The 15,954-nt window shown below is 47.1% G+C and carries 11 protein-coding genes and 1 riboswitch; of the genes, 6 read left to right on the top strand and 5 right to left on the bottom strand.

What is annotated here, in order from left to right; translation table 11 throughout:
* The first annotated feature begins 28 nt into the window (after nucleotides 1-28).
* The 5 genes from AC2VDX_RS16010 to folP all read left to right on the top strand — a co-directional run bounded on the left by AC2VDX_RS16010 (nucleotide 29) and on the right by folP (nucleotide 7,188).
* Entirely contained in the window at nucleotides 29-2,185 is a 2,157-nt protein-coding gene (locus tag AC2VDX_RS16010) for a polyribonucleotide nucleotidyltransferase (protein WP_378173669.1), read from the top strand.
* Nucleotides 2,186-2,821: 636 nt separating this feature from the next.
* Nucleotides 2,822-3,033, top strand: a riboswitch (cyclic di-AMP (ydaO/yuaA leader).
* A 162-nt stretch (nucleotides 3,034-3,195) separates the two neighbouring features.
* A complete protein-coding gene (locus tag AC2VDX_RS16005) occupies nucleotides 3,196-4,473 on the top strand; it encodes a glycosyltransferase (protein ID WP_378173672.1) in 1,278 nt (425 codons plus the stop codon).
* Between the two features lie 367 nt (nucleotides 4,474-4,840).
* Nucleotides 4,841-5,068, top strand: coding sequence for a hypothetical protein (locus AC2VDX_RS16000; protein ID WP_378173675.1), 228 nt, complete (start codon nucleotides 4,841-4,843; stop codon nucleotides 5,066-5,068).
* 372 nt (nucleotides 5,069-5,440) lie between these two features.
* Nucleotides 5,441-6,172: a triose-phosphate isomerase gene (gene tpiA / locus AC2VDX_RS15995; RefSeq protein WP_378174063.1), complete on the top strand. Its 732-nt coding sequence runs from the start codon at nucleotides 5,441-5,443 to the stop codon at nucleotides 6,170-6,172.
* Between the two features lie 41 nt (nucleotides 6,173-6,213).
* Nucleotides 6,214-7,188 (top strand): dihydropteroate synthase, encoded by a 975-nt coding sequence (gene folP / locus AC2VDX_RS15990; protein WP_378173677.1) that lies wholly within the window; start codon nucleotides 6,214-6,216, stop codon nucleotides 7,186-7,188.
* A gap of 120 nt (nucleotides 7,189-7,308) precedes the next feature.
* Here folP and AC2VDX_RS15985 read toward each other — a convergent pair whose 3' ends face one another.
* From AC2VDX_RS15985 to AC2VDX_RS15970, 4 genes are all read right to left on the bottom strand, one after another.
* On the bottom strand, nucleotides 7,309-8,124 hold the full coding sequence (locus AC2VDX_RS15985) for an SPFH domain-containing protein (RefSeq protein WP_378173680.1): 816 nt from the start codon (nucleotides 8,122-8,124) through the stop codon (nucleotides 7,309-7,311).
* Between the two features lie 161 nt (nucleotides 8,125-8,285).
* On the bottom strand, nucleotides 8,286-10,100 hold the full coding sequence (locus AC2VDX_RS15980) for an alpha/beta hydrolase (protein ID WP_378173683.1): 1,815 nt from the start codon (nucleotides 10,098-10,100) through the stop codon (nucleotides 8,286-8,288).
* A 190-nt stretch (nucleotides 10,101-10,290) separates the two neighbouring features.
* Entirely contained in the window at nucleotides 10,291-12,564 is a 2,274-nt protein-coding gene (locus tag AC2VDX_RS15975) for a GumC family protein (protein WP_378173685.1), read from the bottom strand.
* An 89-nt stretch (nucleotides 12,565-12,653) separates the two neighbouring features.
* Complete coding sequence (locus tag AC2VDX_RS15970) at nucleotides 12,654-14,129, bottom strand: SLBB domain-containing protein (protein WP_378173688.1); 1,476 nt, start codon at nucleotides 14,127-14,129, stop codon at nucleotides 12,654-12,656.
* 271 nt (nucleotides 14,130-14,400) lie between these two features.
* On the opposite strand from AC2VDX_RS15970, the gene AC2VDX_RS15965 reads away from it, so the two are divergent.
* Nucleotides 14,401-15,771: an O-antigen ligase family protein gene (locus AC2VDX_RS15965; RefSeq protein ID WP_378173691.1), complete on the top strand. Its 1,371-nt coding sequence runs from the start codon at nucleotides 14,401-14,403 to the stop codon at nucleotides 15,769-15,771.
* On the opposite strand, the gene AC2VDX_RS15960 is transcribed toward AC2VDX_RS15965, so the two are convergent.
* Nucleotides 15,768-15,896 (bottom strand): hypothetical protein, encoded by a 129-nt coding sequence (locus AC2VDX_RS15960; RefSeq protein WP_378173694.1) that lies wholly within the window; start codon nucleotides 15,894-15,896, stop codon nucleotides 15,768-15,770. The genes AC2VDX_RS15965 and AC2VDX_RS15960 overlap by 4 nt on opposite strands.
* Nucleotides 15,897-15,954 lie beyond the last annotated feature (58 nt).

The following is a 15,954-nucleotide window of genomic DNA, read 5'->3' as shown; positions in this document are numbered from 1 at the left end:
GAAAAATGATAGAAGGACAAAGTACCACATGGTAGAGCTAGACAAGTCAATATCCTTTGATGGACGGGATATTCGACTGAAGGTGGGTTTGCTTGCCCCTCAAGCTGGGGGTTCAGTTTTAATTCAGTCAGGAGACACCGCAGTTTTAGTCACGGCGACTCGCTCCGGAGGTCGAGAAGGCATTGATTTCCTGCCGTTAATGGTAGATTACGAAGAAAGGCTTTATGCAGCCGGTCGGATTCCCGGTGGTTTCTTGCGGCGAGAAGGGCGTCCCCCCGAAAAAGTAACGCTCACGGGTCGTTTGATTGACCGTCCCCTGCGTCCCTTATTTCCTTCCTGGCTGAGAGATGACATTCAGGTAGTGGCAACCACGCTGTCGATGGATGAGCAGGTGCCGCCGGATGTCCTGGCTGTAACAGGTGCTTCAATTGCGGTACTGTTGGCAAAGATTCCCTTCCAGGGGCCGATGGCAGCGGTGCGGGTTGGTTTGGTGGGGGATGATTTTATTATCAATCCCACCTATGCCGAAATCGAGGCAGGGGATTTGGATCTGGTGGTGGCAGGCTCCCCAGATGGCGTGATTATGGTGGAAGCGGGAGCGAACCAGCTGCCAGAACAGGATGTCATTGAGGCGATTGATTTCGGCTATGAGGCGGTGCGCGACTTGATTGAGGCGCAGCGAGAACTGATGGCAGCACTGGGGATTGAATTGGTGCAAGAGACGCCGCCGGAAGTAGATTCGACCCTAGAGAATTTTATCCGCGATCGCGCGACTGCCCAAATCAAAGAAGTCCTCTCCAAATTTGAACTAGACAAAAATAGCCGCGATGCTCTTTTAGATCAGATCAAAGAGACACAAGTCCTGGCAGCGATCGCACAATTACCAGAAGACGACCCCATCCGAGTTGCCTCTGCGGCTAACTCTAAAACGGTGAGTAACGTTTTTAAAGAGATCACCAAGAAGCTGATGCGCCGTCAGATTCTCGAAGACAGCGTGCGGGTAGATGGTCGCAAGCTTGATGAAGTGCGCCCTGTCTCTTGTCGCGTTGGTCTGTTGCCCAATCGGGTTCATGGTAGCGGTTTGTTTAACCGAGGACTGACCCAGGTGTTATCTGTTTGTACTCTCGGCACCCCAGGCGATGCCCAGGATCTCGCAGATGACCTGCACCCAGAAGATGAAAAGCGCTATTTACATCACTATAATTTCCCGCCCTATTCTGTTGGGGAAACCAAGCCGATGCGGGCACCCGGTCGTCGGGAAATTGGTCACGGGGCACTAGCCGCACGGGCACTGGTGCCGGTGTTACCGTCGAAGGAAGAGTTCCCCTACGTGATTCGGGTGGTGTCTGAAATTCTTTCTTCCAATGGTTCCACATCGATGGGTTCGGTGTGTGGTTCTACCCTCGCTTTAATGGATGCTGGCGTGCCCATTGCGAAGCCAGTGAGTGGCGCAGCAATGGGACTGATTAAAGAAGGCGAAGAAGTTCGCATTCTGACTGATATTCAGGGCATTGAAGATTTCTTAGGTGACATGGACTTTAAGGTGGCAGGTACCGATACTGGTATCACTGCCTTGCAAATGGACATGAAGATCAGCGGACTGCCTCTGAATATCATTGCCAAAGCCGTCGAGCAAGCAAAGGGTGCTAGGCTGCACATTTTAGAGAAAATGCTGGCAACCATTGACCAACCTCGCACCGAGATGTCACCTTATGCACCTCGCTTGCTGACGATCAAGATTGAGCCAGAACTCATTGGCATGGTCATCGGGCCTGGAGGCAAGATGATTAAGAGCATCACTGAAGAAACGGGTGCCAAAATCGACATTGAGGATGATGGCACGATCACGATTTCAGCGGTAGATGGAGAGAAGGCGAAAAAAGCCCGCAACATCATCCAAGGGATGACGCGGAGGCTGAATGAGGGTGATGTCTACGCCGGTCGCGTAACCCGGATTATTCCCATTGGGGCGTTTGTGGAGGTGCTTCCCGGAAAAGAAGGGATGATCCACATTTCTCAACTTGCTGATTACCGAGTCGGTCGCGTCGAAGATGAGGTGGCTGTCGGGGATGAAGTCATTGTCAAGGTGCGGGAAATTGATAGCAAAGGTCGGATTAATCTGACGCGCTTGGGGATTCACCCAGATGAAGCGGCGGCGGCTCGTGAAGCGGCAGCAAGTCGCTAAAAAAGCAATTAGCGATTAGCGATTAGCTGTTAGCGATTAGGAACTGAAATTGCTAACCCCTAATCGCTAAGACAACCTTTGTTGCTCAACAACTACGATTTACTTCTGAGATTAAATCTAATAAATTGTCTCGAATCTATAGCAATCCTATTTGAGTTGCGCTCCAGCGGTTTAGATCCCCGACTTCTTGAAGAAGTCGGGGATCTCCCCTTTAAGTAATCATTTAGCACTGCTATATAAAAATTAGAATTAATTGATGAGTAGTGGCAACGGTAACGAGTTGTTGCCTTAGTCATTAGTATTGTTGCTATTGAACTAATGACTAAGGGTTAAAGACGTACAAGCTTTTATTGATAACGAGTTGCAGTTCTTCGCGTCTAGGTTAATCCCGTGCGCGAACGTTCCCCAACAAAAACAGGCTTATGGTTTTTTTTACTTTAACCATTCCCTACTCTGTCTACTACCTCAGCAAACATCAAACGCTTAACCTAGCAAGCCTGACCCTTAGATGGTAAGCATAAAAACTATCATCTCATCTCAAAAAATCATCAATCTTAGGATAGATTGACGATTTTAGAATTGTAGTGTTACCTTTGCAGTCAGTCTACATAAGTCAGCCTAATCCAGTATCTCGCTTTTAAAAACGTTCCTTATCTGATTAAGGTGAAGCTGGAGCGGAGGAACCAAATTTTGGGGCTTATCTATGGGAAATTAAAAATTCAGATTAAAAATTAAAAAAATAGGATTACTATTTTTAATTTTTAATTTTGCATTCTTAATTCCTCAGAAAGGGACATCTCTCAGTCCTCGCCCGTCAGCTAACTCCGTCGGCATTGAGAGGAGACTGAAGAGTCAGCAATTTTATAGAATTTGCGCGATCTCATCAGTGTCCTTGGCTGGTATCTGTTCGCTTCGTTGTACCTGCCCTCGACTATGAGTAGAGGCACATTTCGTGCTTCAACTGCTGGCGTCTGAAGCAGGTACGCTAGCCATGAGGAGAAAATCAACCGATGTTACTGACCCAAAAAAATCGTATTGCCTTAATTTCGGTAGATGGCGATCCAGCGGTAGAAATTGGGCAAGAAGAAGCTGGAGGTCAAAATGTCTATGTGCGTCAAATAGGATTAGCACTGGCTGAGCAAGGATGGCAGGTGGATATGTTCACTCGCCGCAGCACTCCGGAGCAACTGGATGTAGTTCAGCATACACCTAAGTGCCGGACAATCCGATTAGTCGCTGGGCCAGCCCAATTCATGAGTCGGGATCGACTCTTCGGGTATTTACCAGAGTTTGTTCAACAATTCCAGGCATTTCAGCAGCGTGAAGGTTGGCAATATACGCTGGTGCATACCAATTATTGGTTGTCATCTTGGGTGGGAATGGAACTGAAGAAGCACCAATCTTTGAAGCAGGTACATACTTATCACTCTCTGGGTGCAGTGAAGTATCGTACAGTTTCCGATATTCCCGCGATCGCTTCCACACGACTAGCAGTTGAAAAAGCGTGTCTGGAAACAGTGGATCGGGTTGTTGCCACGAGTCCACAAGAAGCGGATCAAATGCGATCGCTTGTTTCCACTCAGGGACAGATTGAAATGATTCCCTGCGGTACAGATATTGAAAGATTTGGTTCCATTCAGCGCCAAGAGGCACGCCAACAGCTAGGAATTGCCACCGACGCCAAAGTAGTGCTGTATGTGGGTCGTTTCGATCGGCGAAAGGGAATTGAAACTCTAGTCCGAGCGGTAGCAAAATCAAGCTTACGCGAGTCTTGTGACCTGAAGCTATTCATTGCAGGCGGAAGTCGTCCGGGACAGAGTGACGGAATCGAACGCGATCGCATTGAGAAAATCGTAGCTGAACAAGGCATTGGCGATCTCACCTGCTTCCCCGGTCGCGTAGAAGATAGCGATTTGCCTCTCTACTACTCAGCCGCCGATGTGTGTGTTGTCCCCAGTCACTATGAACCCTTTGGTTTGGTTGCCATTGAAGCAATGGCTAACCGGACTCCCGTAGTTGCCAGCAATGTAGGCGGCTTGCAGTTTACCGTAGTGCCAGAGGTAACGGGTTTACTGGTGCCTCCCAAAGATGAAGTCGCCTTTGCACAGGCGATTGACCGCATCCTAATTAATCCCGATTGGCGAGACCAATTAGGTCAAATGGGTCGGCAACGGGTGGAAATTGCCTTTAGCTGGAATAGCGTGGCATTAAGACTCAGCCATCTGTACACCAAATTATTGTGCCAAGCCGCTGCTGGATCTGCGAGCAAACCTCAGCTAGTCGCTTAAGATTTTTTTCAATGAAAAGTGCTGAGTCTTTTGCGGTGGGATTTTCCTACCGATACTGAGCAAGAAAAGGCAGTAGAAAAGAGATTTTTCATCCAACGTTTGTGTGCTTTCAGTGCATAGATGTCTCTTGCAAAAAACAAACGATCCTCTGTATTCCTCCTAAGGAGGAAATGAGACTCCCTCTTCGTTTCCGGAAGTTGGGAAAGGTTTTCAATATTTTTGCAAGAACTCTATTCTTCGTTCCCAAACGCTAGACAAATTGCTGCCAAATCGATGGATTGTCGGTCAAAGCGAGATATCCATCCAATAACTTGAGAGCAATTCAAGAAGTAAGAAAACGGCAAATTACCGAATCAGGATTAAAACCATGCTTAACATCGGAGATTGCGTGCTACACAAGCAAACCGGGCGCTCTGGCAAGGTTTTTGGCTATGGCTATCAGATGGTTAATAGCACTTATTTACCAACACTCATCGTCAGAGTGGCTGAAGCCGCAAGTTTGAGCCAAAAGACTTTTGTAGAAGATTTGTCTTCGTCATGGATTCTGGTAGAGGCAGAAGAAGCCTCTCGGCTTTCGGCAAAGGCTGCACGATAGAGCAAGAGCGCTGCTGTATCTGCGCTTTGGGCGATTGGGCGATCGCTCTTGCACAAGCTCGGTCGGTAATAGACCGAGCTTTGGCGTTTTTGTCAAATATTTAAGGAATCTTTCGGTTGAATACTTAACTAAAGTAATAAAAAGATTTTTGAAGCGAGTAGCGGCTAAGAACAGCATTCGCAGGAGCGATCGCTCTGGGGATCGAGTGTTGGTACGCTGCGTATTGCGGGGTGAAATCATGGCAACGCTCAAGGAATTACGCTTTTAGCAGCCAGAAAGTGTAAATGCGATCGCATGAGAAAGCAGGGGTTCCCCCGCCGTACTAAACTGGAGATTACACTTTTTAGCATTCTGAACTTGACTGAGTTAGCTGTGCGGAAAATAGTTATTGCCGGTAATTGGAAAATGTACAAAACTCAGACAGAGAGTCTGGAGTTTTTGCAAGGATTCATGTCCCACCTAGAAGAAACCCCAGACGAGCGGGAAGTAGTGCTAGCGGCTCCTTTCACTGCTTTGAGCATCATGTCTAAAAATCTGCACGGTAGCCGCGTGCAGCTGGGTGCCCAAAACGTCCACTGGGACGAAATGGGAGCCTACACAGGTGAAATTGCCGGACCCATGCTGACAGAAATTGGGGTGCGTTTCGTAATTGTGGGTCATAGCGAACGGCGTCAATACTTTGGCGAAACCGATGAAACTGTAAATCTGCGGCTGAAAGCAGCGCAACGCTATGGTTTAACGCCCATTCTCTGCGTTGGCGAAACCAAGCAACAACGCGATGCTGGTGAAACAGAATCCCTGATTTCTACCCAACTGAAAAAAGACCTGGTTGACATTAACCAAGATAACCTGGTTATCGCCTACGAACCTATCTGGGCAATTGGCACTGGTGACACCTGCGAGGCAAAAGAAGCAAATCGGGTGATTGGCTTAATTCGCACTCAATTGACGAATCCAAATGTCTCGATTCAGTATGGTGGCTCGGTCAAGCCCAATAATATTGATGAAATCATGGCACAGCCAGAAATCGATGGGGCTTTGGTAGGGGGAGCAAGTCTGGAGCCTGCGAGTTTTGCCCGAATTGTCAACTTTAAACAAGGATGAAGGATGCTCTTCGTTGCGGCGCAATCTTTGCCGGATGACGGATGAATCAATCCAAAATCCAAAATCCCTTGACCCTCCGGGGTCACATCTTTGACTGGGGACAGCGCACTTATTTAATGGGTGTGTTGAATGTGACGCCTGATAGTTTTAGTGACGGCGGAGACTTTAACACGCTAGGAGACGCCTTGGCTGCCGCTAAGCATCTTGTGGCAGCCGGTGCCGATATCCTCGATGTGGGGGGACAATCAACTCGACCAGGAGCCGCTGAAACTCTTTTGGAAGAGGAATTGAATCGGGTGCTGCCAGTGGTGCAGGCGCTCCGAAAGGATGCAGGCGGAAGCAGGAAGGATGAATCCGATTCGGCGGTGGGAGTCATAGAATCCGCTCAACACTGCAATCCCTTATCCTATTCTTCGGGAAGGGCAAAGCGCTGCATCCCTCATCCTTCTGAGGTGCCGATTTCTGTAGATACGACGCGGGCATCTGTGGCAAGGGCAGCTGTTGCAGCGGGGGCTGATATGGTCAATGATATTTCCGGCGGGACTTTCGACCCGGAGATGTTTGCTGTGGTGGCAGAGTTGGGTGTCCCAATTGTGTTGATGCACATCCGAGGGACGCCAGCTACCATGCAGCAGATGACGAATTATCAGGACTTGATGGGGGAAATCTCCGAGTTTTTGTCAAGTCAAATTGAGCGGGCGATCGCATCTGGCATCGATCGCTCGAAGATTATCATCGATCCCGGCATTGGTTTTGCCAAAACTTACGACCAAAGCTTGGAAATCTTGCAACGCCTGCCGATGTTGCATTCCTTGGGTGTTCCTCTGTTAGTGGGACCATCCCGGAAAAGTTTTATCGGGCGGATTTTAAATCAACCCGATCCCAAAGCCAGAGTGTGGGGAACAGCGGCGGCTTGTTGCGGAGCGATCGCGGGAGGTGCCGACATCCTCCGGGTTCACGATGTCCAACCAATGCACGATGTCTGTCGCGTCGCTGATGCCATTTTCAGAAAATAAAAATAAAAAAGCTAAGAGCGATCGCTGTCTTGAAATGCCTTAAAAATTGATGTTTTTAATTTCAAATCAGACTCTCTACTCTTAAAACTCTTTTACTTTTTGTTTTTGACCTTTTACCTTTTAAACACTACCTGCTCCATTGCCATTAGAGCCATTGGGAGGCTCAGGAGTAGTCATTAAGTCAGTCATGGCTTCTGATAAGGCTTTCGGGTCCATAAATACCACCTTGGAGTTAGGACTGGCACTCAATTTCTGATTGGCATCGACATATCTTTGAGCAACGAGAAACTGCAATACTTCTCTACTTAAAGGCTGTGACTGCAAAGCTTGGCTAAGAATTTCTATCGACTTCACAGTTCCCTCCGCTTCCAAGATAGAAGCGCGTTTCTTACTTTCCGCTGCTCGTTCCAGCTCCAGAGACTCCAAGACAGTTTTTGCGGGCGTAATGTCTCGCACCTCGACGCGAGTCACCTTAACTCCCCACGCAGCAGTCGCTTCATCCAACTGCTGCAACAAAGTCTGATTGATTTCGGTTCTGGAAGAATAAGTTTGCTCCAGTTCCATTTGACCAATTGCAGAGCGAAGCGTCGTTAAAACTAAGTTTTCGATTGCCTGCTCAATATCTTCAACGGCGTAGTAGGCTTTTTCCAAATCCAGAATCTGCCAGTACACCACTGCATCAACTTTCAGCGAAACGTTATCTTTGGTAATTGCCTGTTGAGGGTCAATGTTCAAAAACTTCTCGCGGCTGGTTTCCTCCACCACAATTGAGTCAACAAAGGGAACGATGAAGTTGAGACCGGGCGCGAGTCTTCGATTGTACTGACCCAAGCGCTCTACTAAAGCTTGATTTCCTTCGTTGATAATTTTCACAGAACCCACTGTGTAGCCAACGATCACCAAGACGAGGGGGGCAAGAATCGTGATGGGGTCCATAATGCGCTCTCTCCTGAAGAGGCTACTGTTAAAAGTAGCTATTAGCTTAATGCTAACTTTTAATTAGTCGCAGCTTTACTTTAAGTAAATCGGGATTTCCGCCCAAGACTCGGAGCCTTGCCCTAGTTCCGAGAAACATTTCCACCGTGATGCCAGCGTTTCTAAGGCAGAGGTGGCAAAGCCAGCCAGGAAGTGACGCTTGGGGGTAGTTGCGTATTCAGGCGCAGGGCCAGTTCTGGGGTAGAGAGAGATTGGGCGTAGGCGGGTGTCAAGAAGGGTTCGTAAGTTGAGGCGGCTGGGGTCAGTTGTTTAACAAATGCCAAGGTGACGCCTTCAAGCAACTGGCGCAGGGGAGCCGCTGATTTGCCGGTGCGTTCGTTGACGAGGGTTGTTTGAGTGAGAAGTTCGCCTTGGCTGCCTGGACCAAAATCGCTAATGCTTAAGTGAGTTCCGCCAATTGCTGTGAGGAGATATTTAGGGCTGGGCAGTTGGGTAAAAGGTCGTAGTTGATGGTTCAGCGATGGGGTGAGAGAATCACTGGTGCCAGTCAAGATTAAGGTGGGAGTGCTAACTTTGCCAAGACCTTTTTCGCCAAACAAGTCTCCCACAACGGGGTTAAGCGCGATCGCTTGCACCACGCGCCGATCCCGCAAGTTCAAACGTTGGTCGGGCAGACCCGCTGCTGCACACTGCAACCAATCCCCTCCCGATTTCCCTAGGGGATTGCGATTTTTGCAAAATTGCCGCAACGCATCCAGATTCAGTTCGCCTCCCGCCAACGCCAAAGCTGTGTAGCCGCCCAAGGAATGACCAATAACGCTGACTTTCTCGGTATTCAGCTTCCCCTGAAGGGAACCTGGTAGCTGGTTTAGCCGAGCCAGCTCATCGAGCAAAAAGCTAATATCTTTGGGCATGGCGACAAACTCGGACGCCGGTAACAAGGACACCAAACCGGGCATTCCCACGGAGTTGCTGCCAAAATGCCCTCCAAAGATTCGGTTGGCATTGCTGCCCGGATGCTCAATGGCGGCGACGGTGATGCCGTGAGAAGCTAGGTGACGGGCTATGTAGGCTAGGAAGGAGCGATCGGCTCCAAAGCCGTGAGAGAGGACGACAAGGGGATTTTGAGAGTTTTGGTAAGGTGGTTTCTCGTTTGTGTTTGCCCAGTAGAGATCGACGACGATCTGGCGATCGCTGGTGTATGTCCCCAGAATCGGCTCCTGGCGTCGCCAGTCGTGAAAGGTCAGAGTCTGCTGCTGTACTGTTTCGGAACCCGCTTGGGCGGGGTTAAAGGCGGGACGGAATTTTCCTTTGGTGACGGTCAGTTCTCGCTCCAGTAGCGGGCTTAAAGCTCCGCTTTGCCAGTAGGGCGCGTTGAATTCTAGGGCGATCGCGATCGCAGAGGAGGCGTCTACGGTAATTGTGTCGGCTGGATAGGACTGCAAAAAGCTGATGACGCTTAAGCCATTGGCTTGCCGCAAGGCTAGGGTTAGACCAGCTTGCAGTTGTTCAACCGTACTATTCGGTAGCGCCAATCCCAGCTTCTTGATTAACTCTTCTCCAACGGGCGATCGCAACACGTCTTTCACCACTTTGTCTCCCAAATTCGGATCTAGGTGCAAGCGACGGTTGAGTATTTCTCGAAATTCTGAGCTTAGCAATGCCTTATAAGGCTTGAGACTGGCGGGAACTTCCCCCGTTTTGGCAAAATCCTCTAAATCTTCGATTGCTACCGATTGCTGAAACGGCCCCAAGCGCAGCGTTACCCGTTCCGCTGCTAAGACGGGTGCCCCAACACTTGACAAAAGTGCGAAAGCGTTGCTTAAGGAAGTTATGGTGACGCCCCATAAGCAGCTTTGAGCGAGTAAGCGCGTCCGCCCGATCGGCTTTGCCGTTGCTGAAAATGGCGATCGCGTTCTCGGAAGCGTTTTTGGGAAAACCTTGTCCCGAAACCAATTCAGCTTTAACTTCATCATCTCCATTCACCCCGTTTGAGTGCAGCAGCGCCGTAATGTAGAAGCAATTCGATTGCGGTTGTTCCCATTTTTGAAAAGCTCTGCTATGAGAGCGATCGCTCTCATAGCAACTGGGGACTCAAGTGCTGTTAGCACAAAGCCAAGCACAGACTCAGAGAACACCAGAATGCGCCCCTGTCCTGAAGCTCCCTTAATTGCGACTATAGGAAGGATACGCGGGAGAAGTATACCCTTTAATACCATTGGCGACGATACCCAAGACTGTGCCACCAGAAATTTTTAGTCCATCTAATGCTTTCATTAGCATGGAACGGTCTGTTTGATCGATCCCGACAACTAAAATGGTGCCATCTGTATTCGCAGCCAAGATGTTGCTGTCTGCCAAACCGACCAGAGGTGGTGAGTCGTAGATCACTAAGTCGAAACGGGCTTGAAATTGCTCGATGAGATACTGCATTTTATCTGACGAAAGCAGCTTGATCGGGTCTGAAGAGTTTTGACCCGATGTTAAGACAAACAGGTTGTTGTCTTCTGGCGATCGCTGAATGGCATCATTCAAACTCAGATCGGTGGCGATGGTATCGCTGAGTCCTCGCACGTTCGGTAAGCTCAAGCGAGTATGCAGACTCGGACGCCGCAAATCGGCGTCTATCAATAATACCCGCTGACCAATTGCCGCTGCGGCTTTCGCCAAGTGGATGGCAACCGTTGATTTCCCATCTCCCGGTGTCGCCGAACTGATTGCCAAAGAGGTAATTGGCGTCCCAGAACTGAGCAAGCGAATATTGGTATAGAGAGAACGGAAGGCTTCCAAAAATGGCGAATCGGTGTATACATTCAGCTTCTTGCGACCATTGCCATTTGCTGCATTGTCACCCAACAGTTGATTTAAACCGGCAACCTCCGCTACGGTAGCGGGTTTACTGGGTTTCTTGGGCGGTTTCTTGAGTTCCTTGGCAAAAGGAATCACTCCCAAAATCGGCAGTTTCGTTTCCCCTTTGACATCTTCGGGGGTGTGGAAGACTGTATTGAGAGCCTCGATGAGAAAACCCAGTCCGATGCCCAATAGCGCACTTAAAACGATAGCGATCGCTAACTGTTTTTTAGTTTGTTTGGTCGCTACTGATATCAGGTTGCCATCTTCATCGCGCCGTAGCTGAGGCTCCTCAATCAGTTCCCAAGGCACTTCCTGTTGGGCAGCATCTAACTTTAAGGCTTCTCGTTTGCCTAAAAATTGCTTGAGGTTATCAGTTGCAACTAATAATTTTCGCTGTATATCCGCGTGCTGGCGGGCAACCGCAGGTAATTCTTGCAGTTGTGCTTTGATTTTAGTTTCAGTTCTCAGAATTGTTTGGTAGCGCTCCTGTGTTCCTTGGATTCTTCCCTGCAATTTTTTTAGAACCCCTTGGGCTTGTTCCCTCATCAGCTGTTGCAAATTTTGCTGCTTTTCCCTAAGAACTAGAATCGGTGGGCTGTCGTCCCGAAATTGGGGGGATTGTGCCGCAATGGTACTGTCTAGAGTCTGAATCTGCGCTAGCAAGGTTTCGTAAGTCTTCGCATCTGTAGACAAAATTGCGGTAGTATTTCCTTCCCGCAACTGTTTTTGCATACTGGCATATTGCGCTTGCGCGTCAGCCAGTTCCGCTTGGGTATCTAATCTTTGTCTTTCAATCGTCAAAGCCTGCTGATACAGCAAGGAGTCTGCTTGTTCCGGATCGCTGACATTGTACTGCTGCCGGAGTTTTTGGAGTTGTGCTTGCAGCGTATCAACTTGCCCCTGTAGCTGAGGTAGCTGCTGATTGATAAACTCAATTCCCTGTTTGAGGCTTGACAGGCGCTCTTGGCGGCTATAGTTCAGATAATTTTTATAAAGACTATCCAATACAAACTGAATTTTTTGCTGATCTTGATCCCGGTAACTAACTTCTAAAATTTTGGTGCCGTATTGAACTCCATCTTTTTCATAATTGACTCGAAAAATTAAGAGTTTCGTCATCAAATAGTTATAAGTAATCTCCGGATATTTTTTTTGCAATTCTTTGATGGCTGGCAACATCAATTTCGTGCTTTGCAAAACTCGGATTTGCGTCTCATAATCCAACAAGCTAGATTTTTCAACTTCAATTTTTTGGATATCTGCGTTGTTAGTTTGAGACGATAAAAATTGCTTTGCTAATCTATCTTCAGCGGTAACGGGTTCCACCAAAAGCCGAAAGGCTCCTTCATATTCTGGAACAATCCGCTTTGAGCTGAAGACAATCATGCTCCCTGAGATGACAGTTAATACAATTGTTACCCCTGCCATAACCGGGAGTCGGCGGCGCACAACGCCCAACAACCATGCCAAGTCCAGCTTCTGTTCATCACTGTCGTCAGACGGTCGAGTGAGTTGCCCAGGCAACGACTGAGTCGGCTTGCTATTGCGTTTATTGAAGAATGGCTGTGAATTGTGTTCGGTATCCATTTACCTATTTAGATAGAATTAGATAGAAAAAAAGCAGCTAACTACAGTTTAAGAGAACGTTTATAGATACACCCTGAAGATATACTTACCTAGTCATTGTTTCCCAAGATTCCAAATAAATTAAAAATGTTGAAAAATGTGAAAACCTTCTCTATCGGTTCTAAGAATGTTCGCACACTGTCAGAAGTCTTGGCGCTTCCAGATCGGCTGACTACAATAATGTCGTTATTGCGGAGGAGTGGATTATTTGCCTCATTGATTCCTTGGGTTAAATCAATATTGACTTTACTTTTTGACACTGTGCCATCGGGGTTGAGGCGAATTAAATCGACCGCCTTTCGATTTGCTCTAGCATCATTGAATCCTCCCGCAGTCAGCAATGCTTGATTCAAGGTTGTGTTTGGCGCAACCTGCACCACTCCTGGGCTTTTCACTTCTCCTACCACACTTACCTTAATAATACTGGGAGAAAAGCTAGTGGTCGCTAATTCAGAAATTTCTGCCGGGTTGACTGCTGATGCAGTGGGAATAAAAATGGTATCTCCATCTTGCAAAAGTGTATCTTGACTGAAATCACCAGCCTGCAAGAGTTGCCAAAGATTTAGATCGATGATTTGTTCTGTCCCTGCTTTGGTGAGTCGCCGCAACTGGATACGGCGAATATCTGCCAATGGCTTAATCCCCCCAGCCAAATCAATTGCCCGCGTTACGGTTGGTAGTCCTAGGGTTCTTTGCTCTAGTGTTGTCTTTCCTCCGATAACAACATAAGTGCCAGGACGGTTGACTTCCCCCACGACTGCAACACTGCGGGGTTCTTCTAAAGGAGGTGAAAAACGAGTCGTGGCGATTTGCCGTACTTCGTCTAAGTTAATGGTGGTGGTTGTGGGAATAAAAACAGTGTCTCCATCCCGCAAATTTAAATCTTGGCTGCTGTCGCCGGTTTGGATCAGATCCCAAAGATTAAGATTGATAACTTGCTCGGAACCGGATGCTAGCTTGCGACGCACCTGAACCTTACGAATATCAGCCGTCAGCGTAATTCCCTGCGCCTGCTCAATTGCCTGCGTTACTGTGGGATATTGGAACCCAGGCACGCTCCCGACTCCGGCTATCAGGGGAATTGTGAAGCCGCCTGGGCGAGTCACCTCTCCTCCCACCCGAACATTGATAGGGCGAGGAGACAGAACGCTAATGCTGATTATGGGTCGTTTGAGGAAGCGAAAGTATGCAGATGAAATGGCATTAGTCGCTTGTGGCACGGTTAGCCCCTGAACCGATAGGGTACCAATCAGGGGTAGGGATAAGGAGCCATCTGCTAGAATTTGGTACTCGCCACTATATTGGGGAACCTCGAAGATATCAAGGCGGATGCGATCGCCTCCACCCAATGTATAGGCTATATCAGGTCGAGCGGGATTGGTATTCGCTTGTGCAAGAATCGTAGGTTTCTGAAAACGCGGCAGAGTCGCCTGGGTAGGAGAGGGACAAGCAATGGCAAATGTTGCCACTAAGGTTATACCGGCAGAAGTTCGGGTGAGTTGTCTATAAAAACCTGGATCGCCCATACATAACCTACTTGTTTTATATTTTTAAATCTAAGCTGTGTGAGGATAAATCTGCCACTCTAAATAGTAGTTATTTATCCTCAGTTTTCTTGGTAAAACTCTTAACCCTATCTATAGCAAGCTTTTTAAAGATACTTGTTTTTAATTGGTATCTTTAAAATAATTAAATACTCGTAAATATACGCAAATTGCTTGTTTCTCTCTTGTTTAATCAGCCGCTATACTCGTATAGGGTGAGCTTTGCTTTATCTTTCGGTTAAGAATATTAAACATGAATACTCTAGCTTCAAACCCTTTATTTTTGCTAATAGCGGCTGCCAGCGCCATCATTTATGTTTTATTATTATTTAATTTTGCTGGTAGAAGTAAAGCCACTTCTAAAATTTTGGAAAAAGTTTTTATTGCTTTATTAATATTTGCGATCGCTGGAGTCACCCTAAGTGGTTTTGATAAAATCCATCCCAGAGCTTTATATTTACAGGGAAAAAAACTTTATTCTACAATTTTGCAAATCGGCATTTATGCCACTTTTATGTTTATTATCTATTCGCGCCTCCTGCATAACCTTAAGGATTCAGTTTTTGTTGTTTCTAGGCTGTTAATTAATAATATTTATTTTTGCGGATTACTGTTCGTGTTAGTTCTATCTGCGGCTTGGTCAGAAACTCCAAGTTACACACTCAAAGCTAGTATAGTTTTTTTGGGGACAACTGCTTTTTGTGTTTACGTTGGCAAGCAGTATAAGTGGAAAGAACTATTTGATTTATTGCTTACAATTAACAAAGTTATACTTGTGCTGAGTATATTTTATGCTTTATTCAGACCGTCAATTGGAGTAACTACCAAAGGCTGGCAAGGAATTTTACCCCACGGAAATGCCTTCGGCTTTTTGATGGGTCTAACGGCGGTCATGTGTTATATACAGTCAGTTCGCCAACCGAAAACTAAATGGCAATCTCTTGGTTTCGCTGCTTTATCTATTTTTGCTCTACAACGCTCAAACAGCGGGATGGGAAAAGTTCTATTAGTTTTACTGATAAGCGTGTTAGTCGTTATCCGCTTTATCAAAAACTTGCCTCCCCGATTAGCTTTTGCTTGCATAATCTTTTTTATGGCTCTTGCGATGTGTTTGTGTATTGTAATTACCCAAAATGCCGAATTTATTATTGTAGATACCCTGAATAAAGATTTGACATTGACCGGACGCACAGACTTCTGGCCCTTGGTAATTAACCATATTAAACAACATCCACTACTGGGCTATGGATACCAAGGTTTTTGGCAGTCTTGGCGAGGAGCAGCCGATCCGGCGGCTGACATTATAGTGGTGAAAACCCAATTTAAGCCAGAGCATTCTCACAATGGTTTTTTAGATATCACCGTAGATTTGGGATTGGTGGGATTAGGGTTCTTTTGTCTTTCTTTCTTAACCAATATTGCTTTGGCAGTCCAGTACATGAAGCGTACTCAAGAACCTGAATTAGTCATGCCCCTGCTACTGATTACCTGGGCAGTCATGACAAATATTACTGAAACTGGATTGATGTCAATTACCTCTGCTTGGCTGTTTTATGTTATAGCAACAGTTCGATTGTGCCTGGACGCTACAGGAAAAAGTTCTCAAGAGAATTCCAGAGTTTAAACTGGTTCGCCGGTATTGAGGGGTGTCTGACCAATCAGGCGATCGCTAGAAGGGGCAGAGGATCGGTAAGCGATCGCTCCAATAAGGATGAGTTTCGCAAAATATGTTAAGCCGTGTTGCCACAAAATTCAACGTTTTTTTCAGGATATTTACGTAGGAAATTTTTCTCAATATCTAATTTCA

The sequence above is a fragment of the Coleofasciculus sp. H7-1 genome, assembly GCF_057473865.1.
Note: the sequence above shows the minus strand (reverse complement) of the source record. Positions and strands in the feature narration are given on the sequence as shown.